Below are 25,009 nucleotides of genomic sequence, written 5' to 3' on the forward strand. Positions count from 1 at the left end.
TCTTGGGGGCGTGAGCTAGTTGGCTAGACACGCCCTCCTTTTATTTCAAGGGGCAGTTCTTTTGCTCCTTCGATCGGCCTCTAGGCCGGTTCATAGATGCAAGAATTTTCTCCAAACCGTGACGTTACAACGGCACCTCAATCATTGTTTTTGGCTGAAAAGCGTTCTTCATGGGGCGTTTTGACCCTTCTTTCCTCCTAGATTTGTTGATAAAGATTGCTCCAAAGCACGGTATCCTTTATGAGTGCCGACCAGAGTTTCATTTGCAATCGCTAGATCAGGAGATGCGGGCACCCAATGGCGCGCCAGTTCATCTATCACATGCATGGGGTTTCTAAGGCATACGGTGCCAAGAAGGTCCTCGACAACATTCATCTTTCTTTCTACCCGGATGCGAAAATCGGTATCCTTGGTCCTAACGGTGCGGGTAAATCTACCCTCCTCAAGATCATGGCTGGTATCGATAAGGAGTATACCGGCGAAGCATGGGCTGCTGAAGGCGCTAAAGTCGGCTATCTGCCTCAGGAGCCACATCTGGATCCTACCAAGACCGTTCTTGAAAACGTGATGGAAGGCGTAGCTCACAAGCAGGCGCTAACCGACCGTTACAACGAACTGATGATGAACTACTCCGACGAGACCGCCGACGAAGGCGCTCAGTTGCAGGACATCATCGACGCACAGGACCTGTGGAACCTGGAAAGCCAGGTTGAGATGGCTATGGAAGCGCTTCGCTGCCCTCCATCCGACGCTGACGTGACCAACCTTTCCGGTGGTGAGCGCCGCCGTGTGGCGTTGTGTAAGCTTCTGCTTTCCGAGCCAGATCTGCTGCTGCTCGACGAACCGACCAACCACTTGGACGCTGAAACCGTTCACTGGCTTGAGCGCCACCTGCGCGAGTTCAAGGGTTCTGTTCTGATCATCACCCACGACCGTTACTTCCTCGACAACGTAACTGGCTGGATTCTTGAGCTCGACCGTGGTCAGGGCATTCCTTACGAAGGCAACTACTCCGTTTATCTGGAGAAGAAAGCCAAGCGTATGGATCAGGAAGGTCGCGAGAACATGGCCCGCTCCCGTGCTATCAAGCGCGAAAGCGAATGGATGGGCATGTCTCCGAAAGGCCGTCAGACCAAATCTAAAGCTCGTATCCGTGCTTATGAGGATCTCTTGGCTGCTCAGGAAGAGCGTATGCCTTCCATCGAGCAGATCATGATTCCGGTTGGTGAGCGTCTTGGTGCAAACGTTATTCACGTAGATAACGTTTCCAAGGGCTTTGGTGACCGTCTCCTGATTGAAGACTTGAACTTCAAACTGCCACGCGGTGGTATCGTTGGTGTTATCGGCCCGAACGGTGCTGGTAAGTCTACGCTCTTCAAGCTTCTGACCGGTCAGGAAAATCCGGATTCCGGTAACGTTGTTATCGGTGACAGTGTTCGCCTTGGTTACGTTGACCAGTCTCGCGATAAGCTGGATGACAGCAAAACCGTTTGGGAAGAAATTTCTGAAGGCGCAGAGGTTATCTACCTCGACGGTAAAGAAATCAACTCCCGCGCATACTGCTCTTCCTTCAACTTCAAGGGCCCTCAGCAGCAGGCGAAAGTTGGCGACCTTTCCGGTGGTCAGCGTAACCGTGTGCATCTGGCGAAGGTTCTCAAGTCTGGCGCAAACGTTCTGCTGCTCGACGAACCGACCAACGACCTTGATACTGAAACCCTTGCAGCGCTGGAAGACGCGCTCGAGAACTATGCAGGTTGCGCGGTTGTTATCTCGCACGATCGTATGTTCCTCGACCGTCTTGCTACCCACATGCTGGCATTTGAAGGCGATTCCCACGTTGAGTGGTTCGAAGGTAACTTCGAAGACTACGAAAAAGACAAGGTACGTCGTCTGGGCGCACACGCTGCTGACCCGCGCCGCATCAAGTACAAGCCGCTTACCCGCTAAGCGCTTGGCACATAAATCTTACGAAGGCGGCGGAGCAATTGCTCCGCCGTTTTTGTTTGTAGATCTATTATTCAGCGGCTTTGGCTGATGCCGATCCTGAGTTAGCAGCCGCTGCCACGTTTTCGATCCATGACGTCACGAGCTGATCGGACACATTGCTCTCACCGAACTGCCAGCCCATCACGCCGCCGAAGGAGCTGCCGTACTTCTGAGCAAGAGGGGCGATGAGCTGCGAGCAAAGACTTTGCGTATCGACAAATCCGCTGCCCGCATTTTCCGGGGTTGTCGGTTTTCCAAGAGCAAGCTTTTCAACCGGAATACCTGCGTTGACCAAGCCGACAATGCTGCATGTTGCAGGAGTGCCGCTCGTACCAGCCACTGCGCTTACTTGCTCTGCGACTGTTGTGCCGATTGCCTGCGGGTTGTTGTAGTACTGGATGTTAAGCAGGTCGATAGACGAGCCTGCTTGCTGCATGATCTGGTTGTATGTGTTCTTGAAGGGGTTGCTTCCATCGTTCATGAAGTATGGACACTGGGGCGCATGAGAAATGAAGTTCTGGCCGCTCGGTAGCTGTTTCTTCAACTCGACGCTGAGGTTGGAGAGAAACTCGACAGGATCGTATCCTTGGTTGCTTGTAATGGCGGCCGTGTCTTCCCAGTCAATATCTACGCCATCAAAGTGATTGTCCGTCACGAACGTGCAGATTTGGTCGACGAAGGCGGAAAGGTTCTTGTCCGCTGCTGCCCAAGATGAGCTGGGAAAGGCACCTGCACCGCCAATTGCTACGGTGATTTTCCGTTTTCCGCCTTCTTTGGCTTGCTCAATCAGGCCATGGCTTATTGCTGCTGAAAGGGGGTAGTCGGGTACTAGCGTGCTTCCGCTTGGTGCGGTCAGGAATGACTGGATTCCCAAAGTACATTGTGTGCCGACAAGTTTGTTGATCGGGGCGTTTCCATTGTCCGTGTAAATTACGATCTCAGGTTTGGTCATCTGGTCTGCTCCATTATTTTTGAAATGCCTGTGGTGACAAACCAACAAGACGAGCACGACCTGCACCCTGTGAACTGATTCACCGGGTTCCACTTGATGACCTAACCAAAGGAACAAGAAGGGCGCTAACTCTTGAAGCAAATGGGAGTAAAAGGGAGCTAAAATCCTTATAGACGCGAGGATATTGGCAATACGTATATGTGCCAATGCGTCGCATTTGGCTTGCCTATAAATTGATGTAAATCAATATGTTATATGAATAAGCAAAATGGTGTTTAATGAGCGACGTAACAATAAATCCTGTGCTTCAGCGCAAAAACGCGACCTCTGACCAACAGTCGTTGCTGATGCGACTGGTATTTATGGTGCCGTTTGTCGGGTGGCTGCTGCGTGATGCGATGGAAGGGCAGAGCGATGCCAAGTACTACTTCATCGCCAATGTTGCTGTGACGTGGGCTTTGGCAATCTTGTTCTTTGGTTATCCGGCTATCATTCTTCCGGCATTGTGTATGGTGCCGCTTGCATTTGCTTGGGTTATCGCGGTCTGCCGCTAGTTGCTCCGCCTAGCATGTTTTCTTCTGCCGATACCCGAAATTTGCAATTCCATTGGGTTAGCTGCTCGTTGATAGCGCTTAGTGTGTAGAAGCGTGCGCTGTCACGGTCATAACCCTCGTGCAGAAGGTCATCATAGGATGTGTAGCAGTGGCGGATGTAACTCGCCGCTGCAAGTTTGATGGCTGCAGCCTCTCCGATATGCCGAAGGTGCGAAGCGGCGGCCTTAGCCTCAATCTCCTGCCGGTCAAATTTTGGCGTTGAGCCCAAAAGGTGGTTCGCCACCTCCCGTATTCTCTGCTTACGCGTCTGACGGTGGGGCTTTCCCTGACTAATCTGTTGCTGCTTCATTGCGCCAAGATAGCATGCCTTAGTGCGTGTTTCTTCCAGCCCGTATAGCTGCTCTACCGTTTAACATTTGCAGAGTTCGTCAGCAGTGAGGGGCTGGCCAATTGCACTTCCCATGGCGTGGGTGCAACCGAGCTTATGAGCGAACTCCAACTGTTGCTGAGTTTTTACGTTCGTCACAATCAACTCAATTCCCATGTTGCGAGCAAACTCTATGGATGCCTTCAACAGCTTTGCTTTTTGCGGTTCTGCATTCATGAGCTGCAGAAAGTTCGCCTTCACTTTTATCGATGAGATGTTGAAGTGGTGAAGGCTTGGCAAAGTTATATCGGCAAGCGCCAAATGGCCAAGCGATAGCTGTACCCGCTCGCCCACCAAGCGCCCAAGATTTGCTCTTTGAAGCTGTGTCGCGCCAGAGATGATCGAGTTTTCAGGAACCTCCAAAGTTAGTTTGGAAGACGGGAGCTGAAGCTTGGTCAGCAGGTTCTCGCAGAAGATTGGCAAGTTAGGGTCTTTAAATAACCGGTGCAGCGGGCGAATGGTGAAGCCTCTTAGATCGGGGGCTTGCTGCAATATCTGTCCAAGTTCCTGATTTGCATGTCTGAAGAACGCGCTTGTTACAGCCTCATCGAGAGATTGCTCCTCCAGTATGGACCTAATCTCTTGCCTGCTCGCAAGCTTTCGAAGGTGGTCAGGCCATAGAAAAAGACACTCGTACTGATCTGTTTTCTTCGTTCTGAGGCATTGGACAGGTTGATAGCAAAGGCGAATGTCGTTGCCTTCCAGTACGCTCTTGGTCAGGTCTTTGATGGCAAGGCGTCGTGTTTGCTTCTGTTTGATCTTGTCGTCAAAGATACAGAGACGGTCTCGTCCGCGATTTTTAGCGTCATAAAGGGCAAGGTCGGCATGTTTTGCCAGCGTTTCAGCCCGTGTTGCGTGGATTGGATAAACGGCCGCACCAATACTGAATTGGGGCCGTATTTTGTGGCCGTCATACATAACGAGGCCGCCTAGTCTGCTGTGTAGCGTTGTTAGAACCGTAGTCTGTTCTGCTCGTGTCGGCGCCTTAACGATTACCGCAAATTCATCCCCTCCAAGGCGCGCAACAATATGACCTTGCTCTTTGAGAGAGAGTAGGCGGTTGGCGACCTTTCTTAGAACCTTATCGCCAGCGGTGTGACCTCTGGTGTCGTTGATTTGCTTGAAGTGGTCCAGATCCAGCAGTGCCAATGCAAAACTATTGCCCGTGGTTCGACCATCCTTAATCGCGTTTGTTAGAAGCTTTTCGAAACATTGGCGGTTCGGCAGGCGGGTCAATGGATCCTGAGTAGCCGCTAGCTTGATGTATTCTTCCCTGCGCTGCTGTTCGCTAATGTCTACTAGCGAGATGAAAAGACATGCATGACCTTGGTATTGCACAGGCTTCGAGAAGAGAATGTGGTCTGCGTTGGTGCCATTGGGCCGCATAAGGTTCCAGCGTTCTCCAGTAGGCTCAAAACCCTCGCCGCTGCTCACTCTGGCTCTTAGTTCTTGCCGGTCGTGCTGGGTGTGAAGCTGATCGTAAGTGAATTGCGAAAGCTTACGGCCGTCGGTGTTAAGGAGCGTGCAGGCTGCTTCGTTTACCTTCAGGATTTGTAGTGTTTCCCGAGCGACGATCAGTGTCGCTACGGGGTTCTCGTCAAAATAGGGTAGATTGGTTGCTTCTTTTGAAGCTGGTTCTTTCAGGCTGATGGGGAGTTCGTTGCAGGCTTCGTCCTGCGTGGTGCAATCATTCCACTTGGCAATATCGCACTCGTCTTTATCGAGCATATGGCCAAGTAATCGGGTAAGCTTTTGAAGGGCTGTTGCAGGCTCTGGTAATCTGAAGTGTTCATGTCTTTCACTCAGCAACAGCAGGACAGCGCATTGCGAAGGACTTTGGCATGCAATCGTGCAGGCCTGCGATATAACCAAATGGCTCTTTTCAAGCTGAACATCGGGATGGATAAGTTCATAGGGCTCCCCAAGGCGGGGGAGTATCTCTCTCAAGTCATTGCGGGTGAACACGCTGCCATGGGTTGTGAAGACTTGCGCCCCCATTGGAGAGTGATCGAACATCAAGAGCGCTACAGGCTGCCCATAAAGAGCGCCGATAGACTGCAGGACAGAATGCCACAGGTGTTCGTTCTGGCTACGCGATGGCGCGTATATATGGGACTGATCCGGGAGTTTTTGTTCCCTAAACTGATGCAGCATTCCCCGTACTTCTCCAACGTCATTTTACTGAAACTACTGTAGTTGGAGACTATAAATCCTGAATATATTCATTGCAGCATATGACCCCTATAATTCAGGGATGGTTGAGCTTAGGTTTTCAAGTGTTCATTGGTTAGTTTCCACGGTGTGTGGATAATGTTACCAGTAAAAACAAGGGGTAATTCCTTTAAAAATTGGGGGCGGCATAGTAGGCGCACGGTAAAGGATACTTTCGTGAATCTATGAAAGAAAAGCCAGTAGCTATCATATGAACAGAGCATAGGTTGTGTTACATTGCTTCAATGACAGACCGTACGCGAACCAGACTTTTTGAACACCTCAAGACCGAAGGACCGCAGACCGTTGCTCATCTGGCAAAGGCTTTCAAAATCAGCCGTGTCGGAGTGCGCCAGCATCTGGATGCGCTTTTGCAGGAAGAGCTTGTAACCTTTGAAGACCTGAAAGGTGCAGTGGGTAGGCCGCGCCGCCTATGGTCTGTTTCCTCCCGTGGCCAAAAGGAATTTCCGGATAGGCATGGCGCTTTGGCTGCCGACCTTCTGGCTGGTGTAAATGCGCTTTACGGTGACGGCGCTGTCGAAAAGCTTATTCAGTTTCGCGAACATAAGACCATGATTTCATTTGTTGAACGTGGGTGCGGGCAGGGGCTTCTTTCCCAGCGCGTTGAAACCTTGCGCGCACTTAGAGATCAAGACGGCTATATGGCAGAGGTTGAGGCCTATAATGATGGCTCCTTCCTGCTGGTAGAAAATCACTGCGCGATTTGTACGGCTGCGCAAGAGCAGCCATCGCTCTGTCTCTCGGAATTGCGTTTGTTTGAAAGCGTTCTGGGTGATGATTGTGAGGTAACGCGACGCGAGCACATTGTTTCCGGTGATCGGCGTTGCAGCTACCACATCAAGCCTTTGCGTTAACGTTCCTAGCTCAAGCGGTGCAGCAGTAGTGCTAGCTCTAGTCTGGATGAGACATTGAGCTTTGCGTAGATGTTTTTTCTGTGAGAGCGCAGCGTATTGAGGGAGATTTGAAGGCTCTCTGCAATCTGGTGTTCAGACTTGGTGCCAGACAGCTCTTGCAGCACATCCTGTTCTTTCGTCGTCAGCTTGAACAGGCTGGTCGCACGGGAAAGCTTCATAGTCCAATCGATCTCTAGATCGGTTATCAGTAGCAGTAATTGCCCGCGAACGGTCTCTCCACTTTGAGCCATAATCTCTATATGAATGGGCCGAAGAAACTCGTCTTCTCTTTCGATAATGAGTTCCCGTTCTTCGATCTGCTGCTTTCCTGAGAGGGCAGCTTCCAGCGCGCTAATCAGCTCCTTTTGCAGGTCCGGGCCTGTAAGCTCAAAGCGGCCGCTTGCCATTGAGATGCGATTGGGTGCCAGAAGAACACGCTTGGCCTCTAGATTTCGGGCAATGATATTAAGATTGTGATCCACCAACACAGCACCGCGGTTCATTCTGTCGAGCGTCTTGAACAACAAATCAAGGTGCGATGAAAGGGTGAGGTCCATTCCAACTTCTCTAAATAATAATGCCCCAAGCCAATATTGGCTGCCTTCAAATGATCGGTGCGAGAGGAAGTCCCGATTCGAAGGCCTCCCATATTTTTAGGAGGGAGCGGGAGGGCATGCAAGGGTGCCCAGTTTTTCTCTGAACTGCGAGCAATTTTCAAAGGCTGTTGCCGCCAATTTTTGGATGAGAAAATTGAGAGTAAACGGGAGGGTTTAGGCAGGTTCGCGCGCTTCAGCCATTTTCGTCAGAACTGAATTAAACAATGAAAATTTGAATCAAATTGCCATGTGAAACTCTAAAGAATCTTTAGATTCGCCTGATTACCAATAAGGAAAATACTTAGGGTGGTTTCATAATGACATTCGGGCGGCGGACAGAGCTCGTCGATTTTAATTCGAGCGATCTGGCAAATAACAAGGAGCGCCAAGCAGAGCTTGCGCAACATGTGACCCTTTTGTTTTCCCGCGTATGGGAGCGTTGTTCGCAGGAGCAGATCGAAGTTTACGATCAGGTTTTGCTGCAACTCTCGGCGCTGGTTGAGATGAAGGTGCGCATCTACATGGCGCAAACGCTGGCATCCATCCGCCGTGCGCCAGAGCAAACCGTTAGGGCCTTATCAGCTCAAGAGATTGAGGTGGCTGAACCTTTGCTTGCCCAGTCCACTTGTCTTCGGGAAAGTGACCTTCTGTCCATCACGGAAAGCTGCGGTGATGATCATCGTTTTGCTATTGCGGGGCGGGAGATCCTTTCTGAGGCGCTTTGTGATGCCCTGATCTGCGAAGGCAGTCTTGCTGTTCAGCGACGCCTTGCTGCCAATGAAGGCGCGCTGCTTTCTCACGATGGTATGGACCGCTTGCTGAATATTGCCGAGGAAGATGAGTTGCTGCAGTCCAGCCTTGGTGAGCGTGCGGACCTTGCAGAAATCCATATTGACCGCTTGATCGATATCGCTACTTCGGAAGTGCGCGCGCGGTTGATCGAGAAGGGGCAAGAGAGCAATACCGGACAGATCAGCCGTGCTGCACGGGTTGCAGCGCAGCGTCTTTCCAATGAGTTCTGGCTTGGACGGTTCGATTTTGAAACCGCAGAAGGTCGTGTTCTGGAGATCGCTCGCAAGGGACGTATTACGGAGCACACCATTCGCCAGATGGCGGAGGAAGATCGTTTTCCGGAAGCCGTTGCAGCAATGGCTGTGTTTGCCGGCGTTGGTATGCAAGAAGCGCGGCATTGGATGGTGCGTCAGGATGTAGAGCCGTTTCTTATTATGTGTAAGGCCGTTGGCCTCAACATGATGACACTGCAGGCTCTTTTGAAAATCGGCCCGTGGCGGTTCCGCCTGAGTAATGTCGAGCGCGAGGTTATTCTTGGCTCCTATCAAAAGATGGAGGGCAACAAGGCGCGTGCGAGCTTGAACAAGTGGCTCGAGCCTTGGGTAATGAACTCTTAAGCTAGAATTGGCTTTCCCGAAGCCTGCTAACCTGATCTCCTGATTTTTACGTTCTACTTTGAGGGCCTGTGCATGGTGAGTTCTGCATGGGCCTCTTGAAGGAGGAACTATGAGCAGGCTAACGGTCAGGACAGTGCGAAGTGCAGAGGGCTTTCTTCTCCGGCTGAGAGCTGGGCTATTCTGCTCACTTCTTGCCTTAGTTTTGGTCCTTGGTTTTTCGGCTGGTGCTCACGCCACAGGCGGTCTTGTTGGTGCTATTGTCTCCCAAAAAGCGCAGGCTACTGAGGAAACGGCGCCATCTTCGGCCGCTTCAGAAACCCAGAGCACGCAAACCCAACAGGAAGCCCCAAGTAGATCTGTCTTCTCTGTAGAAGAGGCATACCGGTTCGTTGAGGAAGGTCAGCGGATCGTTCAGGAAATTCCATCTGCATTTGACGAGATGGCGAAGGCTCTTGCCAATGCGCACCCTGATGGAAAAACGGGGTGGCTTTACAGGGCTCTCTTAATCGCCGTGGGTGCGGTTCTGGTTGGTTACATTTCCAATCGAGTGGTTCAGCGTTGGGCTAGAAACCAGTTTCTTCATCTCTATCGACCTAACCCGGAAGGGCGAGCGGAGAAAATTGGATACCTGCTTACTCGTGCATTGATAATGGTAGCAGCGCTTGTTGTTAGCGCCATTGTTTCAGGAACAATCATTCTGGTTCTGCTTGTAGGGCATCCCCCTAGCCGAATGACGGCGATGATGTTCCTCGGTATTTACCTGCTTATTCGTATTGTTCGAATTGTTGCGCTTAACCTGCTTGCCCCTGATACGCCTAGCCACCGCATGCTGCCTCTAAGTGATCGTGATGCGCAGGGGCTGTTCAACAGCATATTCGGCGTGGTGATTATATCGGGCAGTATTCTTGGTGTGTGTTTGTGGATGGAGGGGCTTGGACTTTCCGAAACCATTCATAGGTTCCTGCTGATCTTCGCCGCCTTTGTTACTTCGGTTCTGCTCACCATTGTGGCGCTGCGCTATAGAACTGTTATTGGTAATGCCATTGCTGGTGGTGGGCATTCGGAGACAGGCACGTTTTACCGAAAAGTTATCGGTTCTGTTTGGCACATTCCCTTTATTCTCTATTTCTGGGTAGCGTTCTTAGTTTCAACTCACCGTATTGTTCTCCAACTACCTTCGGCGGTTGGTTTGGTTATCGCGCCGATAAAGACACTTCTCATCGCTTTGGTTCTCTACGGCGTTCTGCTGCTTGTAATTGACAGGCTGATATTGCCTCGGCTTGATAGCCCGCTTCGGCAAAAGAGCATTGCACGGGATATCCGTCGGCAAGCAGAAAAAACGGGACACCTGTTGCCAGAGGAAGAAGCGGAAGCGCAGGCGCGCGCTGAGGCTATGGAGAAGGAAGAAGCACGGGCGCCCTTCAGAGAGCTACTGGATCATGGCGCGCAGATACTGACCGTTATTATTGCGGTGTGGCTGCTAGCGCTTGATTGGGGTGTGCCGCTTGCGAGCGACAACAACTTCCTTGGCAATATTCTGGAAGTCGCGATCATCGCCTTTCTTGGTTACATGGCCTACCGTGCGGTTGCGCTTTCTCTCGATCAGCAAATTGAAAAAGAAAAGCCGGAAAAAGACGAAGAAAGCGAGGGGCATATAGAGATTGGCGGTGCGGGTGAAAGCCGTATTGCAACCTTGCTTCCAATCTTTAGAAATTTCCTTCTCATCACCATCGCGACGATATCAGGCATGGTTATTCTCTCTGAGATGGGAGTGAATATCGCGCCGTTGTTCGCCGGTGCTGGTGTAGTTGGTCTCGCGGTTGGCTTCGGTGCTCAAACCCTCATTAGGGACATCTTTTCGGGCGCATTCTTTCTTATCGATGATGCTTTCAGAAAAGGGGAGTACATCGATATCGGTGATGTGAAGGGCACGGTAGAGCGCATCTCTATCCGCTCAATGCAGCTTCGCCACCACAATGGGCCGCTTAACACCGTGCCGTTTGGCGAGATCAAGTTCGTGAAGAACTTCTCCCGTGATTGGGCCATGATGAAACTGGCTTTCCGCGTGACCTACGATACCGACGTTGAGAAGGTGCGTAAGCTCATCAAGAAATTTGGACAAGGATTGCTCGAACACCCCGACTACGGGCACAAGTTCCTTCAGCCGGTTAAGTCGCAGGGCGTGACCTCTATGGAGGATTCCGCGATGATCGTGCGGGTGAAGTTCATGACCAAACCCGGCGATCAGTTTGAGCTTCGCAAGGTGGTTTATGCCGGTATTCGCGATATCTTCACGCAGGAAGGCATCCAGTTCGCAGCGCGTGAGGTGAAGGTTCGCCTGTCAGACGTGCCAGAAGGGCACACGCTGACGGATGAAGATAAGCAAAAAATCGCCGGAGCCGTTTTACCTGCCATAGAAGAGCAGCAGGGTGAGCAAGGGCAGGCACAGCAAGGCCGTCAGGATACGCGTTGACGGCCCTTAGCCCGAGAAAGCTCCTTCTGCGCTTCCATTCTTTCAAAACTGATGGCATCTCACGAAATTTCCTGTCTTTTTCGCAGGCATTAATACAGTTTTTGAAAATTACCTCTTGCACGTATAAAGATATCTTTATATCACGTATTCAGTCTTGATGAAGCTGAAGGCGGGATAGTGTCTCGTGATCGACGTGGTTCACTCTGGAAAAAATGGAATGTTGCCGGTTGAAGAGCTTGTTGCCTGCTTGCGGGCTTCGGGTGAATCTACCCGTGTGCGCTTGCTTGCGCTGCTTAGTGAAGGGGAGCTGACGGTTAAAGACGTCACGACCATTCTCGGGCAAAGCCAGCCGCGCATTTCCCGTCACCTCAAATTGTTGTGTGAGGCAGGTATCATCCAGCGCTATCCGGAAGGCGCGTGGGTTTATTACCGTTTGGGAGAAAAAGGCGCTGCCGCGGTTGCGCGGGCAATCCTTTCTTCTCTTGATCGCAGTGATCCGGTTCTGGCTGGAGATCGCCAACGTCTGGATGCTATTCGCCGTGCTAAAGCCGAGGAAGCCGCCAATTACTTTGCCTCCCGCGCTTCCACTTGGGACAAGGAGCGCACGCTTCATGTGCCGGAGGTCGCCGTTGAGAAGGCAATGGTCGATGTGATCGGCTCTAAACCTTTCGATAGCTTCCTTGATCTTGGAACCGGTACAGGCCGTCTGTTGGAGCTTTTCCGCGAGCAGTACAACCGCGGAATCGGCGTTGATAGCAGCCAGAACATGCTTTCCGTTGCTCGTGCTAATCTGGAAAAGGCGCAGGTTGCGAATGCGCAAGTGCGGCAGGGGGATATCTATGCGCTGCCAATCGCGCCTCATTCTGCCGATGTTGCAGTAATCCATCAGGTCCTCCATTTTCTAGAGGATCCGGCCCGCGCTATTCAGGAAGCCGCTCGTGCGCTGCGTCCGGGTGGCCGGTTGCTTGTGGTGGACTTTGCGCCGCATGATCTGGAGTTCCTGCGCGAGAACCATGCACACCGCCGTTTGGGCTTTTCTCACGAGCAGGTTTCTCGCTGGCTGAACGAAGCTGATCTCGACACCATTTGTATTCAGGACCTTGCGCCTGACACTACCAAAAACAATCATCTCACCGTCACTTTATGGCTTGCGCAGGATCGCCGTGTCATCACCGATCTGCCGGTAGCCAACCCCACACAGGAGCTTGCCTGAAATGTCTGAAACCGTTGTAGATCGCCGATTTCTTTTGAATGGCGCCTCTGACATTTCTGTTTCGTTTGAATTCTTTCCGCCTAAAACGGAAAAGATGGAGCAGGTTCTGTGGGCCTCTATTGAGCGTCTTGCACCTTTGTGCCCTAGCTTTGTATCCGTCACCTATGGTGCTGGTGGCTCTACCCGTGAACGCACTCACTCCACCGTTGAGCGCATCATTCAGGAAACCAAGCTTAAGCCAGCCGCTCACTTGACCTGTGTTGATGCTTCCAAAGAAGCGGTAAACGAGGTTATCCAGTCTTACTGGGATGCTGGCGTTCGCCATATCGTGGCGCTGCGCGGTGACCCAGCTGCTGGTGTTGGCGAGAAGTACAAGCCGCACCCTGATGGATACCAAACTACTGCCGATCTGGTTGCGAGCATTCGTGAGATTGGCGACTTCGAGGTTTCCGTTTCCGCTTATCCTGAGCGCCATCCTGAAAGCCCGAGCTGGGACGTTGAAATCGACGTGCTTAAAGCCAAGGTTGATGCTGGTGCTACCCGTGCGATCACGCAGTTCTTCTTTGATAACGAGCATTACCTTCGTTACGTGGACCGTGTTCGTGCTGCTGGCATCAATATTCCGATCCTGCCGGGCATTGTACCTGTGACTAGCTTCAAGGGCATTTCAAGCTTTGCCGCTAAGACCGGCGCATCTGTTCCGGCTTGGCTGGCACACCGTTTTGAAGGGCTGGATGATGACCCGCGCACTCGCGAACTGGTAGCCGCTGCTGTTGCAGCAGAGCAGGTGCTCGATCTGGTCGATAACGGCGTGATCGACTTCCATTTTTACACGATGAACAAGGCTGATCTGGTTTACGCCATTTGCCATATGTTGGGGTTGCGTTCCCGCGAGGGCATGGTGACAAAACAGTGCGTTGCCGCTTAAACCTCGACCAGCGATTTTTTGAAGAATAGTAGAAGACAGTACCCATGAGCATACATAGTAAAGAATCCGGGCTGAACGTGTTCAAAGTCCTGAATGAGGCCGCCAAGGAGCGTATCCTTATTCTGGACGGTGCCATGGGTACCATGATCCAGAACCTGAAGCTGGACGAAGACGGGTATCGCGGCGAGCGCTTCAAAAACTGGAACCAGTCAGTCAAGGGCAACAACGACTTGCTCATCCTGACCCAGCCGGATGCTATTCGTGACATTCACTTCCAGTATCTGGAAGCTGGTGCCGACATCATCGAAACGAATACGTTTTCTTCTACCTCTATCGCGCAGGCCGACTATGCGATGGAAAGCCTTGTTTACGAGCTGAACAAAGAAGGTGCACGCCTTTGCCGTGAAGCGGTTGAGAAGATGAAAGCGATTGACCCATCGCGCCCGCGCTTTGTTGCAGGTGGCTTGGGCCCAACCAACCGTACAGCCTCCATTTCTCCAGACGTGAATAACCCAGGTTTCCGCGCAACATCTTTTGATGCTTTGAAGGATGCGTATGCTGAAGCAACGCGAGGCCTTCTGGATGGCGGCGTAGACCTTATTCTCGTAGAGACCATCTTCGATACCTTGAATGCGAAAGCTGCGCTGTTCGGCATTGAACAGGTGTTTGAGGAAAAAGGCGTTGTGCTGCCGGTGATGATTTCCGGCACCATTACCGACCTTTCCGGCCGTACGCTTTCCGGTCAGACACCAGAGGCGTTCTGGAACTCTTTGCGTCACGCGCAGCCGCTTTCCATCGGTTTGAACTGTGCACTTGGTGCGAAGGAAATGCGCGCTCACATTGATGAGCTGTCCCGCATTGCCGACACGCTCGTGTGTGCGTACCCGAATGCCGGTCTGCCAAATGAATTCGGTCTTTATGACGAAAGCCCTGAACACATGGCTGGCTTGCTGAAGGAGTTCGCAGAAGCTGGTCTTGTCAACGTTGTTGGCGGTTGCTGCGGTACGACACCTGCACACATCAAAGCGATTGCCGAGGCTGTAGAAGGCATTGCTCCGCGCAAGCTGCCGGAAGTACCGCGCCTGATGCGCCTTTCCGGTCTGGAGCCGTTCACCTTCACCAAGGACGTAAACTTTGTAAACGTGGGTGAGCGCACCAACGTTACCGGTTCTGCCCGTTTCCGTAAGCTCATTAAAGGCGGCGATTACAACACCGCGCTGGATGTTGCCCGCTCTCAGGTAGAGAACGGCGCTCAGATTATCGACATCAACATGGATGAAGGCCTCCTCGACAGTGAAGAGGCGATGGTTACCTTCCTCAACCTGCTTGCAGCCGAGCCTGATATCGCTCGCGTGCCGATCATGATCGACAGCTCCAAGTGGTCTGTTATTGAAGCTGGCTTGAAGTGCGTTCAGGGTAAACCTGTAGTGAACTCCATCTCACTCAAAGAGGGTGAGGAGCCGTTTAAAGAGCACGCCAAACTCATCCGTCGTTATGGCGCAGCTGTTGTTGTGATGGCCTTTGACGAGAGCGGTCAGGCAGACAGCTACGAGCGCAAGATCGAGATTTGTAAGCGCTCCTATGACATTTTGGTCAATGAGGTTGGCTTCCTGCCGGAAGACATCATCTTCGACCCGAATATCTTCGCTGTAGCGACCGGTATTGAAGAGCACAACAACTACGGCGTTGACTTTATTAACGCGACTAAGTGGATCACCGATAACCTGCCACACGCTCATGTGTCCGGCGGTGTATCGAACCTCTCGTTCTCCTTCCGCGGTAACGAGCCGGTGCGTGAAGCTATGCACTCTGTATTCCTCTACCATGCCATTCAGAACGGCATGGATATGGGCATCGTGAATGCTGGCCAGCTTGCTGTTTATGATGATCTGCCGGAAGAACTTCGTGAGCTATGCCTTGATGTGGTGCTGAACCGCAATGATGAGGCCACCGACAACCTTCTGGAAGTTGCCGAGAAGTATCGCGGTGCTGGCGGTAAGAAGCGTGAGGTTGACCTTTCTTGGCGCGAGCTTCCTGTTGCGAAGCGTCTTGAACACGCTCTGGTCCACGGTATTACCGATTACATCACCGCTGATACCGAGGAAGCGCGTCAGAGTTTTGCCCGTCCTCTGCACGTCATTGAAGGTCCGCTTATGGACGGCATGAACGTGGTGGGTGATCTCTTCGGTGCCGGTAAGATGTTCCTGCCTCAGGTGGTGAAGTCTGCCCGTGTGATGAAGGCGGCCGTTGGCTATCTGATGCCTTTCATGGAGAAGGAAAAGGAAGAGCTAGGCCAGACTGGTCAGTCTTCCAACGGCAAAATCCTGATGGCGACCGTTAAGGGCGATGTGCACGATATTGGTAAGAACATCGTTGGCGTTGTGCTGCAGTGTAATAACTTCGAGGTTATCGACCTTGGCGTGATGGTGCCAACTGCTGAAATCATCGCAAAAGCCAAAGAGCATAACGTAGACATCATTGGTCTGTCCGGCCTGATTACGCCATCTCTGGACGAGATGTGCCACGTTGCTTCCGAATTGGAGCGTGAGGGCCTTGATGTGCCGCTGTTGATTGGCGGCGCGACGACTTCCCGCGTTCATACGGCAGTGAAGATCCATCCGGGTTACAGCAAGGGGCAGGCGATCTACGTTACCGATGCTGGCCGTGCGGTTGGTGTTGCTTCTCGCTTGATGTCCGAAGGGCAGCGCGAGAAGTACTTTGCCGAACTGCGTGAAGAGTATGCAGATGTTGCAGAAAAGCACGCACGTTCTCAGCAGGCCAAAAAGCGCGTTTCTATTGAGAAGGCTCGCTCTGCGAAGCCAAACTACAGCTTTGACGGTGAGGCCACTCCGGCCAAGCCGAGCTTCATTGGTACCAAGAAGCTGACCGACTTCCCGATCAAGGATCTGGTTCCATACATCGACTGGACCCCGTTCTTTGCTACTTGGGAAATCAGAGGCACTTATCCAGCGATCTTGTCCGACGACAAGTATGGTCCTGCAGCGCAGGCGCTTTACAATGATGCGCAAGCGATGTTGGAAGAGATTGTTGAACGTAAGTTGCTGCGTGCCAACGGCGTGATTGGCTTCTGGCCATGTGCTGCAGATGGTGATGATCTAATCGTCTACGAAGACGAAAGCCGCACAACCGAAAAAGCGCGCCTCTTCACGCTTCGCCAGCAGATTGATCGCTCTGGCGGTAGACGCTCCAACATGGCGCTATCTGACTTCGTAGCACCGAAGGAAAGCGGTGTGCCGGATTATGTGGGTGGCTTTGCAGTTACTGCTGGTTTGGGTGAAGAAGAGCTGGCGCGCTATTACGCCGACCAAGGCGATGACTATAACAAGATCCTCTCTCAGGCTCTTGCTGATCGTTTGGCAGAAGCATTTGCTGAAAGGTTGCATGAGTTGGTGCGTAAGGAATACTGGGGCTATGCCGCAGATGAGTCTCTCAGCAATGTGGAGCTAATCGCGGAAGGCTATCAGGGTATTCGTCCTGCGCCGGGCTATCCTGCTCAGCCTGACCACACAGAGAAGGAGACACTGTTCGACCTTCTGGATGCAACGGCTGCGACGGGCATTACTTTGACCGAGAGCTTTGCGATGCAGCCGGGCTCAGCGGTTTCCGGCCTCTACTTCAGCCATCCAGAAAGCCACTATTTCGGCATTGGCAAAATAGAGCAGGATCAGGTTGCAGACTATGCAAAGCGCAAGGGCTGGGACTTGGAGACTGCCGAGCGTTGGCTTGCTCCAATTCTCAACTACAATCCGCACCAGCAAGAAGCTGCTGAATAATAAGCAGTTTTGATCGCGGCTATATAAAATACGATTAGGTGAACAGTGTTGAACGCACTGTTCACTATTCGGCATCTTCCGAAATCACCAGTCTGTCTTAAATGTAGTGTCAACGAACACGGAACACTTTTTACATTCGACAGATTGGAATGATTATGACCACCACATTGAAAATTCTTAGCGTTGGTTCTTCCGCACTGGCAGGCAACTCCGTTACCCGTCAGCTTTCTGAGGACCTGATTGCCAAGCTTGAAGCTGCTCATGGCCCTGTTGAGCTTACCAAGCGCGATCTGGATGCCAACAAAGTAGAGTTTATCGATCCTAGCTGGGTTGGTGCAGCTTACACTGATCCTTCTGAGCGCACTCCAGAGCAGGCAGCTACGCTGGCTCTTTCTGATGAACTGATCGCAGAGCTAAAAGCTGCGGACGTCATCATCATCGGCGCTCCAATGTACAACTTCAGTGTGCCTGCAAGCCTCAAGGCATGGGTTGACCTTGTCACCCGCCGCGGTGAAACCTTCGCGTACTCTGAAAACGGTCCTGTGGGCTTGGTGGGTGAAGGCAAGAAGGCCTACATCGTGGCTGCTCATGGCGGCGTGCCGGTTGGCTCTCCAGTGGACTTCAATACCCCGTTCCTCAAGCATATTCTTGGCTTCATCGGTGTCAATGATGTTGAGGTGATTGCAGCGGTAGGTGTTGCGATGGACCGCGAGAAGGCAATCGCAGAAGCTTCCGAGCAGATTGATATGATTGGTAAAGTGGCGGCATAAACCACAAAAAGTAATCAGAAAAGAAAAAGGACCGATGCAGCCGTGCATCGGTCCTTTTTTAGGTACCACCTACTGGCTCTCCCAAGCCAACTCCCAAAATGAGCAGTCTATATAAAGCTGCTTCTAGTATCCAAGTAGCGCTTAAAGCTTACAGAACTCCAACGACGATTGCTGCCAGATATGTAAAGGCGAACGTGATAGCGACAAGGTTTACGCTTCGCGAAATAGTCATTGAAATGCCTCCCAGGACTTACTCAATGAAAGGAGCTTAGGTGACAATTAACTAATGTGGAAGCCTAAAATACAAGATGCGGCCAAATGGCATTAAAATTCGTTGAATTATATATCAGTAAAATTGGCAGTATGTATTGAAATATTGATAAAAATACTCATTGAAATATTGAAATTAAATTACGTATCTCATCTTTAGCTTGTGCTTAATACTGTTAATTGCGTATCTCTGATTGTGCTGTTTTTGCGATTCTTTCCTGTGTGTAGAACAGATTTCTGTCCACTTTCCTATGTAGTCAGACGGGGGACTCAGTCAGTACCGCTGCAATCTTCACTGACTCCGACCAACCCTATATAAACTCCGAGGTGGGCTTGTCTCTCTGGTTTAAGGCGCCGCATGCGCGCTTGTTCCCTCTCGCCCTTCTGTCTGCTGTTGTGTGCGCAGGCAGTGTGACGACTGCTCAGGCTGTTCCTGTTCCCAAGCCTTCACCTATTGCTGTCTTGCCACAAGCGACCTCTCCTAAAGAGGAGATCGCTCCAGCGCCTGCTCGCACTCAGGTAGAGACCATCTTGCCCAAAGCCAAGCCGAAGGTCTCTGTTAGCCCAAAACGGCCAACTGCCAAGGCTGTAAGCAAGCCGCGCAAACAAACGAAGAAGCACGAAGGATCCGGCTTCTCATTTCCGCTCTTTTCCGGCAAGCAGTGCTCGTTGCAGAACCAGAGCGTTAAAATTATGCCCGATGTGAAGGGCGCTGGTGCTTGCGGCATCAAGCAGCCGGTTAAAGTTGATGCATTGAAACTGGATCGCGGAACGCTCGGCCTGAGTATGCCGATTCAGGCCAACTGCGGACTAGTTAGTGCGTTTGATAGCTGGGTGCAGGACGACGTTCTCAAAATTGCGAAGAAGCAAATGGGTAGCGAGCTAGTTGGATTGAAAATCGCCGGTAGCTACTCTTGCCGACCACGCAATAACCAGCGCGGGGCAAAATTGTCTGAGCATGGCAAAGGCAATGCCATCGATATCTCAGGTTTCGTATTCAAAGACGGCACAGTTGTTTCGGTTAAGTCCGGCTGGAAGGGTAAGCGCAAGCATCGCAAGTTTTTGCAGGCCGTTCATAAATCGGCATGTGGAACTTTCTCGACAGTTCTTGGGCCAAATGCAGACCGGTTCCACAAAGATCACTTCCACTTGGACCTTGCCTGTCACGGCAAAGGGTGCCGTGTGAAAATCTGCAAATAGAAAAAAGCTCCGGTGGTTGGACTACCGGAGCTTTCTTTTTTATGGGGGAGGGTTTGGAAGGTGTTACTGGCACATTCTCTGAACACCGGAATAGGTGGTGTAGGTGCCGGTGCTTGGGTTAAAGCTGCGATACTTTGCAGAGCAGTAGCTGTACCACTCGGGAGACCATGCTGGTGGCGCGCCATAGCTTGGCGGCGGCACATAAGCTGGTGGTGGCGGCGCATATGCTGGCGGAGCGTAATAGTCTGGCTGCATAGAGTTAGCCAGTGCTGCGCCTGCTGCCAGGCCAAGAACACCAATTGCTGCGGCTTCACCGGCACTGATACCTTTATGCTTGTGGTATTTGTAGTGCGGACGGTGATGAGGGCGGTGCGGCCGATGATGCGGGCGGTGTGGTCTGTAGCGACGGTCACCAACTTCTACAATGTTCTGCGAGATGTCGGCGTTGGTTGCTACAGCTTTTTGAACGGTAAGCGCACTTGCAGTACCGATACTCGGAATTAGCAGCGCACCAGCCACTGCTACCGAGACGAGGCTCTTCGTGATCTTCATTTTATCCTCTGTCCCTTTTGGGCTTGTTGTTTCTGATCCCTAACTAATCATAGGGGCACTGAACCGTTTCTGAGGGCAGTATTCATCTTGTGTTCATAATTGTAACAGTTTCTAACCATATGGATTTACAGCGAGAATTTGAAAATTGTGGGGCGGGGGTCGATGAGGGTTTTCTCGTAATGCAGGATTTTATAATATGAATTTAATATTCATGTATTCGTAGTTACGTGCTGTGAAAGTAGCGTTTCATCAGGAGGTTCTTTTATGAGCGAACAGAAAAAGAAGGATGTAATCCGGCCAACAGACGATGAAGCGCGTCGTTTGGCAAAGGGGCTTATTCATACCTCGCTCTTCGGCTCCTTGGCTGTTCTGGAACCTGAAACGGGTTATCCGTTTGTGAGCCGTGTCGGTGTGAGTGTGGACGTTGACGGTAGTCCCTACATTCTCATTTCCACTTTATCGGCCCATACCAGCGGGCTTAAGCAGGATCCTCGCGCCTCGCTAATGGTGGGTTCTCCGGGCAAGGGTGATCCGCTGGCGCATCCGCGTCTTTCATTGAGTGGACAGTTTGAGAAAGTCGAGCGGACTAGTGACGAGCACGAGCGATTGAGGGCTCGGTATCTCCTTCGTCACCCGAAGGCCAAGCTTTACATCGACTTCCCTGACTTTGCTTTCTTCCGCATGAATATGGAGCGGGGCAGCTTGAACGGCGGATTCGGTAAGGCCTTCCTTCTCAGCCCTGATGATCTGCATAGCCGCTGCGAGGATATGGAACGGTTCTGCGCGTCAGAAGGTTCAGCAGTAGCCCATATGAACGACGATCATGCCGATGCCACGCGTCTATATGGAACCGTGTTGTGTAAGGGCGGCGAGGGTGCTTGGCTTCTGGCTGGTATCGATCCTGAAGGGATGGATCTTGTTCTGAGCGGTACTGTGGTTCGCTACTGGTTTGAAAACACCATCGAAGCGGGGCAGATTAAATCCACACTGATCGATCTGCTAAAAGTAGCTAGAGCGCAGTAATTGCTCTCGTGCTTTGATCTCTAAGCAATCGTTGGGAACAGGAGGGCTTCTCCTGTTTCTGCCCATGGCTTCCACTTGGTTCCAAAGGCCTGCTGGAATTCAGTGCAGGTGATACGCTCACCAAGCCACGTTTTTACCTTTTCAGGGGCGGCGTCTTCAAAACGTTCATTATCGGCATTTGCAAACTGGCGGACGAACGGGAACAGCGCCTGATCGGCCAATGATGGGCGCTCTCCAAATAGGTAACGGTGTTCTTTCAGGCGCTCATCGAGGTGCTTTAGCTCATCTATCGCGCTTGTGTAATGGCTATCGGGGTCAGCGCCTTCATAGCGCGTCGCGTACTTATATCGATCAAGATGATGCTTGAATGCGCCATCCATGAGAGCAATCAGCGCTTTCATGTCGGCAAGCGATCCGTGCTGCGGAGTGAGCCAGCTATCAGGATCGTTCTGTCCCAGCGCCCAGAGCATCACATCAAGACTTTCGTCAATCACGGTTCCATCTACGAGTTGAAGAACCGGAACAGTACCCTTGGGCGATATTTCCAGCATATGGGCAGGTTTTGCCCGCAGAACGATCTCTCTAAGAGCGACGGACTTTCCGCTACTGACCAGCGCCATGCGTGCCCTTATTGCATAGGGGCAACGGCGGAACGAATAAAGGATTGGTAGCTGGCCGGTAAGCATCATAAAGTGTCACAAAAAATCAGGCAGCAGAGGCTGTTTGAGCGGATGGGTCTTGGCGATCATGGTACTTGATTTGCTCTTCCGATTCCAGAAACGCGCGAATGTGTTCTTTCAACTCTGGCTGGGGCACAAAGTGGCCGGTCTCTTCCATCAGGCGGCTCATAGGCACGAACTGGCGCTGGCTTCGGTCATAGAGGCCGACGCGAACCAGTGCAGTTGCGGCGATGGCGCCAGAACGTTTGCCTTTGATAAAGCGGAAGCGCTGTTCCATCACGGCTGTTTCGTCATTCCAGTAGACCATGTTGCTTTCCAGAATGAACGGTTCGAACAAGCGCAGTTCACGGCGGAAGCGGATGGCAGCACCAGACACGACCGGCATCCATTTATGCTTCAGCACTGGCCGCCAAAGACCGGTACGGGCCAATAGGTCCAAGCGTCCAAGATCCATGAAGGTCAGATACTGGCCATTGTTGAGGTGCACGTTGGTATCAATATCGGTGAGATGTACCCGATACTTGAGAATGGACGGGCCAGTTGGGCTTTCCAGTTTTTTCCGAAAAGGTGTGATCAAAAGGAACAGGATCAGCCGAAACCACAAGCGCATAGAAAACATCCGTATGTACAAACAAATACCTGCGCTATATGCCCTTTAACGGGGTGTCGTGTCCAGTTGGCCCAAGGGATGTATTTTGCAAGAACTACAGTGATAGTTTGAAGCAGGGGCAGGCATGAGAGCGCGACAGTTGAGAGGGTTTTGCTGGGAGGCAAGGCATACCTATGCCGTTTGAATTTTTCGGCTTCACCATCGTCGAGATGGTGATTATCGCTGCAACTTTTTTCTTTGCCGCTTTTGTTAAGGGCGTAACGGGCATGGGGTTCACCACCACCTGCCTACCGTTTCTCGTTTATACCGTAGGCTTGAAGCGCGGTTTGCCACTGGTGCTTATTCCATCTCTCATCAGCAACTTCTTTGTGATGGTGGACGCTGGTGATTTTGGCGTAACGCTGAAGCGTTTCTGGCCGATGTTTTTAACGACAGCTCCGGGCGTCGTGTTTGGTCTCTGGATCTTGGATAGTGTTCCGGTTGAGACTGCGACAATGGCCCTTGGCGTTGTTCTCATTCTTTACGCGCTTATCGCTTACTTCTCGCCAAGTTTTCGTCTGCCGCCGCACTTGGAACGGCCTGTGGGGCCAATCAGCGGGTTCATCACCGGCACCGTGAACGGTGTTACCGGAACGCAGATCATGACGCTGATGCCGTTCCTGATGTCGCTGGATATGCCGCGCAACCAGTTTATTCAGGGCCTCAATATCTCGTTCTCGCTTTCAACGATCATTATGTCGATCGGTCTTTGGCATCTTGGTCTTCTGGACCTTTCAGCCGCTACTGTTTCCATGACGACACTGCTATTCGTCTGGGCGGGAACCAAGCTCGGCGGAGTCGTTCGTAAGCGCATGTCCAATGCCGCTTTCAGAACAATCGTACTGGGTCTGCTCTTCGTTCTTGGCTTTGGTATGTTCGTTTAACGAAGCCGATCTGAATGCAAAAAGCCCTGTGCCTTGATGAAGACGCAGGGCTTTTTTGTTTGGAAGGTCGTTCGATTAGAACGCAGCTTTATAGATGCCGATGATTTCGTCGCGAGTTGCCTGAATTGGGTTCGTCAGGCCGCAAGCGTCTTTAAGCGCGTTATCAGCAAGCGCCGGAATATCCTCTTCCTTCGCGCCAAGGTCCGCTAGACCCGCCGGAATACCGAGGTCTGCCGATAGAGCGCGGATTTCTGCAAGGGCGCGGTCTGCAGCTTCACGAGGGCTGAGGTTGGTGGTGTTCACGCCCATAGCCCGTGCGATCTCTGCAAACTTTTCTGGGCACACACGCGCGTTGAACTGGGATACGTGCGGTAGAAGAACCGCGTTACAGACGCCGTGCGGAAGGTCGTAGAACCCGCCGAGCTGGTGAGCCATTGCGTGCACATAACCAAGGCTTGCGTTGTTGAACGCCATACCTGCAAGCAACTGGGCATAGGCCATGTTATCGCGTGCTTCCATGTTATCGCCGTTATAGACGGCTGCACGAAGCCACTTGGCGATCAGCTCGATGCCCTTGATTGCGCATGCATCTGTCACGGGAGTTGCGGCGATGGAAACATAAGCCTCCACTGCGTGGGTAAGCGCGTCCATACCGGTTGCAGCGGTCAGGCTCTTTGGCATACCGGTCATAAGGGCAGGGTCATTCACCGACATAATTGGTGTGGTGTTCTTGTCCACGATTGCCATTTTTACATGGCGGCTTTCATCGGTAATGATGGTGAAGCGGGTGATCTCACTTGCTGTGCCTGCGGTAGTGTTGATGCAGACAAGCGGGAGCTGAGGTTTTGCCGACTTATCAAGGCCTTCATAATCCTTGATAGAACCACCGTTCGTGGCCACAAGAGCAATACCTTTTGCGCAGTCATGCGGAGAGCCGCCACCGATGGAGATAACGCAGTCGCATTCTTCTTTTTGAAGAAGCGCCAGCCCCTCTTCAACGTTGCCACAGGTTGGGTTTGGCTGCGTGCCTGCAAATACAACGCAGTTCAAGCCAGCGGCGCCAAGTTTTTCAACCACACCGTCTACGAGGCCGTTCTTTGTGAGAACCTTACCTGCAACGATGAGGGCTTTTTTAAAGCCCATTCCGGCTAGGTCCTTAATTGCCTCTTCAAGGCAGTTAGGGCCCATGTGATTGAGTGATGGCATGTAGAAGCGGTAGTTGCTCATTGAGACCTTCCCTTATCCGTTCTTAGCGATAAAGCCTTCGAGTCGTACTCATTCTAGGCCTCTGGGGAATCTGTCGGCAATTGGCTAACTACTTACTTTGTAACGCTTTTAGAGCTGTTTTGTAGTTATTCTGTGCGCTTTATTTGATTGTATTTTACGGTATTCAAGATATGTCGGGTGTGCTGTGCTTATTTCAGCAACTTACGGATTCAAAAGACAGTGTTGCTTACTTTTTCGAATGGATAAGTTGTTTGCTTATATGCTGTTATTTTCTTTTGTAGACCTATCAAAAAGAAA

Annotated in this window: 20 protein-coding genes; 12 read left to right on the forward strand and 8 right to left on the reverse strand. The window is 51.7% G+C overall.

The window, feature by feature from the left end; genetic code table 11:
- Nucleotides 1-297: 297 nt before the first annotated feature.
- On the forward strand, nt 298-1,947 hold the full coding sequence (ettA, locus tag E1162_RS17840; protein ID WP_155134254.1) for an energy-dependent translational throttle protein EttA: 1,650 nt from the start codon (nt 298-300) through the stop codon (nt 1,945-1,947).
- Nucleotides 1,948-2,014: 67 nt separating this feature from the next.
- On the opposite strand, the gene E1162_RS17845 is transcribed toward ettA, so the two are convergent.
- Nucleotides 2,015-2,938, reverse strand: coding sequence for a glycoside hydrolase family 18 protein (locus tag E1162_RS17845; protein ID WP_155134257.1), 924 nt, complete (start codon nt 2,936-2,938; stop codon nt 2,015-2,017).
- A 278-nt stretch (nt 2,939-3,216) separates the two neighbouring features.
- Here E1162_RS17845 and E1162_RS17850 point away from each other — a divergent pair, with 278 nt between their 5' ends.
- Nucleotides 3,217-3,492 (forward strand): hypothetical protein, encoded by a 276-nt coding sequence (locus E1162_RS17850; RefSeq protein ID WP_257099101.1) that lies wholly within the window; start codon nt 3,217-3,219, stop codon nt 3,490-3,492.
- Here E1162_RS17850 and E1162_RS17855 read toward each other — a convergent pair.
- Nucleotides 3,473-3,775 (reverse strand): DUF2293 domain-containing protein, encoded by a 303-nt coding sequence (locus tag E1162_RS17855; protein ID WP_371312010.1) that lies wholly within the window; start codon nt 3,773-3,775, stop codon nt 3,473-3,475. The two genes, E1162_RS17850 and E1162_RS17855, sit on opposite strands and share 20 nt — an antisense overlap.
- Before the next feature lie 126 nt (nt 3,776-3,901).
- Nucleotides 3,902-6,073, reverse strand: coding sequence for a diguanylate cyclase domain-containing protein (locus E1162_RS17860; protein ID WP_155134263.1), 2,172 nt, complete (start codon nt 6,071-6,073; stop codon nt 3,902-3,904).
- Nucleotides 6,074-6,375: 302 nt separating this feature from the next.
- On the opposite strand from E1162_RS17860, the gene E1162_RS17865 reads away from it, so the two are divergent.
- Entirely contained in the window at nt 6,376-7,005 is a 630-nt protein-coding gene (locus tag E1162_RS17865; protein WP_155134266.1) for a helix-turn-helix transcriptional regulator, read from the forward strand.
- Between the two features lie 5 nt (nt 7,006-7,010).
- Here the strand turns inward: E1162_RS17865 and E1162_RS17870 are convergent, their stop codons facing one another.
- On the reverse strand, nt 7,011-7,601 hold the full coding sequence (locus tag E1162_RS17870) for a helix-turn-helix transcriptional regulator (protein ID WP_155134269.1): 591 nt from the start codon (nt 7,599-7,601) through the stop codon (nt 7,011-7,013).
- A gap of 356 nt (nt 7,602-7,957) precedes the next feature.
- Here E1162_RS17870 and E1162_RS17875 point away from each other — a divergent pair, with 356 nt between their 5' ends.
- The 7 genes from E1162_RS17875 (at nt 7,958) to E1162_RS19645 (ending at nt 19,697) form a co-directional block, all read left to right on the forward strand.
- The gene (locus E1162_RS17875; RefSeq protein WP_155134272.1) at nt 7,958-9,049 is read left to right on the forward strand and encodes a DUF2336 domain-containing protein; all 1,092 of its coding nucleotides are present in this window, start codon (nt 7,958-7,960) and stop codon (nt 9,047-9,049) included.
- A 109-nt stretch (nt 9,050-9,158) separates the two neighbouring features.
- Nucleotides 9,159-11,522: a mechanosensitive ion channel family protein gene (locus E1162_RS17880; RefSeq protein WP_155134275.1), complete on the forward strand. Its 2,364-nt coding sequence runs from the start codon at nt 9,159-9,161 to the stop codon at nt 11,520-11,522.
- A 217-nt stretch (nt 11,523-11,739) separates the two neighbouring features.
- Entirely contained in the window at nt 11,740-12,735 is a 996-nt protein-coding gene (locus E1162_RS17885) for an ArsR/SmtB family transcription factor (RefSeq protein ID WP_155135091.1), read from the forward strand.
- Between the two features lies 1 nt (nt 12,736).
- Nucleotides 12,737-13,663, forward strand: a complete 927-nt coding sequence (gene metF / locus E1162_RS17890; protein WP_155134278.1) for a methylenetetrahydrofolate reductase [NAD(P)H] — start codon at nt 12,737-12,739, stop codon at nt 13,661-13,663.
- A gap of 44 nt (nt 13,664-13,707) precedes the next feature.
- Complete coding sequence (gene metH / locus E1162_RS17895) at nt 13,708-17,457, forward strand: methionine synthase (protein ID WP_155134281.1); 3,750 nt, start codon at nt 13,708-13,710, stop codon at nt 17,455-17,457.
- A gap of 155 nt (nt 17,458-17,612) precedes the next feature.
- Entirely contained in the window at nt 17,613-18,227 is a 615-nt protein-coding gene (locus tag E1162_RS17900; RefSeq protein WP_155134284.1) for an FMN-dependent NADH-azoreductase, read from the forward strand.
- Nucleotides 18,228-18,830: 603 nt separating this feature from the next.
- On the forward strand, nt 18,831-19,697 hold the full coding sequence (locus tag E1162_RS19645; RefSeq protein ID WP_257099102.1) for an extensin family protein: 867 nt from the start codon (nt 18,831-18,833) through the stop codon (nt 19,695-19,697).
- Nucleotides 19,698-19,760: 63 nt separating this feature from the next.
- On the opposite strand, the gene E1162_RS17910 is transcribed toward E1162_RS19645, so the two are convergent.
- A complete protein-coding gene (locus E1162_RS17910; RefSeq protein ID WP_155134287.1) occupies nt 19,761-20,249 on the reverse strand; it encodes a BA14K family protein in 489 nt (162 codons plus the stop codon).
- 264 nt (nt 20,250-20,513) lie between these two features.
- Here E1162_RS17910 and E1162_RS17915 point away from each other — a divergent pair, with 264 nt between their 5' ends.
- Nucleotides 20,514-21,272, forward strand: coding sequence for a HugZ family pyridoxamine 5'-phosphate oxidase (locus E1162_RS17915; protein ID WP_155134290.1), 759 nt, complete (start codon nt 20,514-20,516; stop codon nt 21,270-21,272).
- Between the two features lie 20 nt (nt 21,273-21,292).
- On the opposite strand, the gene E1162_RS17920 is transcribed toward E1162_RS17915, so the two are convergent.
- Nucleotides 21,293-21,961 (reverse strand): glutathione S-transferase, encoded by a 669-nt coding sequence (locus tag E1162_RS17920; protein WP_306455052.1) that lies wholly within the window; start codon nt 21,959-21,961, stop codon nt 21,293-21,295.
- Between the two features lie 16 nt (nt 21,962-21,977).
- On the reverse strand, nt 21,978-22,562 hold the full coding sequence (locus E1162_RS17925; protein WP_155134293.1) for a thioesterase family protein: 585 nt from the start codon (nt 22,560-22,562) through the stop codon (nt 21,978-21,980).
- A gap of 173 nt (nt 22,563-22,735) precedes the next feature.
- Here E1162_RS17925 and E1162_RS17930 point away from each other — a divergent pair, with 173 nt between their 5' ends.
- Nucleotides 22,736-23,485, forward strand: a complete 750-nt coding sequence (locus tag E1162_RS17930; protein WP_257099103.1) for a sulfite exporter TauE/SafE family protein — start codon at nt 22,736-22,738, stop codon at nt 23,483-23,485.
- Nucleotides 23,486-23,560: 75 nt separating this feature from the next.
- Here the strand turns inward: E1162_RS17930 and yiaY are convergent, their stop codons facing one another.
- Nucleotides 23,561-24,712, reverse strand: coding sequence for an L-threonine dehydrogenase (yiaY, locus tag E1162_RS17935; protein WP_155134297.1), 1,152 nt, complete (start codon nt 24,710-24,712; stop codon nt 23,561-23,563).
- Nucleotides 24,713-25,009: the final 297 nt, after the last annotated feature.

Origin of the sequence: Pseudovibrio flavus (assembly GCF_009711345.1) — a bacterium.
Lineage (GTDB): Bacteria > Pseudomonadota > Alphaproteobacteria > Rhizobiales > Stappiaceae > Pseudovibrio > Pseudovibrio flavus.

Coding starts and splice junctions, on each gene's coding strand:
- ettA (WP_155134254.1), top strand. CDS start 298: ATGGCGCGCCAGTTCATCTATCACATGCATGGGGTTTCTAAGGCATAC.
- E1162_RS17845 (WP_155134257.1), bottom strand. CDS start 2,938: ATGACCAAACCTGAGATCGTAATTTACACGGACAATGGAAACGCCCCG.
- E1162_RS17850 (WP_257099101.1), top strand. CDS start 3,217: ATGAGCGACGTAACAATAAATCCTGTGCTTCAGCGCAAAAACGCGACC.
- E1162_RS17860 (WP_155134263.1), bottom strand. CDS start 6,073: ATGCTGCATCAGTTTAGGGAACAAAAACTCCCGGATCAGTCCCATATA.
- E1162_RS17865 (WP_155134266.1), top strand. CDS start 6,376: ATGACAGACCGTACGCGAACCAGACTTTTTGAACACCTCAAGACCGAA.
- E1162_RS17870 (WP_155134269.1), bottom strand. CDS start 7,601: ATGGACCTCACCCTTTCATCGCACCTTGATTTGTTGTTCAAGACGCTC.
- E1162_RS17875 (WP_155134272.1), top strand. CDS start 7,958: ATGACATTCGGGCGGCGGACAGAGCTCGTCGATTTTAATTCGAGCGAT.
- E1162_RS17880 (WP_155134275.1), top strand. CDS start 9,159: ATGAGCAGGCTAACGGTCAGGACAGTGCGAAGTGCAGAGGGCTTTCTT.
- E1162_RS17885 (WP_155135091.1), top strand. CDS start 11,740: ATGTTGCCGGTTGAAGAGCTTGTTGCCTGCTTGCGGGCTTCGGGTGAA.
- metF (WP_155134278.1), top strand. CDS start 12,737: ATGTCTGAAACCGTTGTAGATCGCCGATTTCTTTTGAATGGCGCCTCT.
- metH (WP_155134281.1), top strand. CDS start 13,708: ATGAGCATACATAGTAAAGAATCCGGGCTGAACGTGTTCAAAGTCCTG.
- E1162_RS17900 (WP_155134284.1), top strand. CDS start 17,613: ATGACCACCACATTGAAAATTCTTAGCGTTGGTTCTTCCGCACTGGCA.
- E1162_RS17910 (WP_155134287.1), bottom strand. CDS start 20,249: ATGAAGATCACGAAGAGCCTCGTCTCGGTAGCAGTGGCTGGTGCGCTG.
- E1162_RS17915 (WP_155134290.1), top strand. CDS start 20,514: ATGAGCGAACAGAAAAAGAAGGATGTAATCCGGCCAACAGACGATGAA.
- E1162_RS17920 (WP_306455052.1), bottom strand. CDS start 21,961: ATGATGCTTACCGGCCAGCTACCAATCCTTTATTCGTTCCGCCGTTGC.
- E1162_RS17925 (WP_155134293.1), bottom strand. CDS start 22,562: ATGCGCTTGTGGTTTCGGCTGATCCTGTTCCTTTTGATCACACCTTTT.
- E1162_RS17930 (WP_257099103.1), top strand. CDS start 22,736: ATGCCGTTTGAATTTTTCGGCTTCACCATCGTCGAGATGGTGATTATC.
- yiaY (WP_155134297.1), bottom strand. CDS start 24,712: ATGAGCAACTACCGCTTCTACATGCCATCACTCAATCACATGGGCCCT.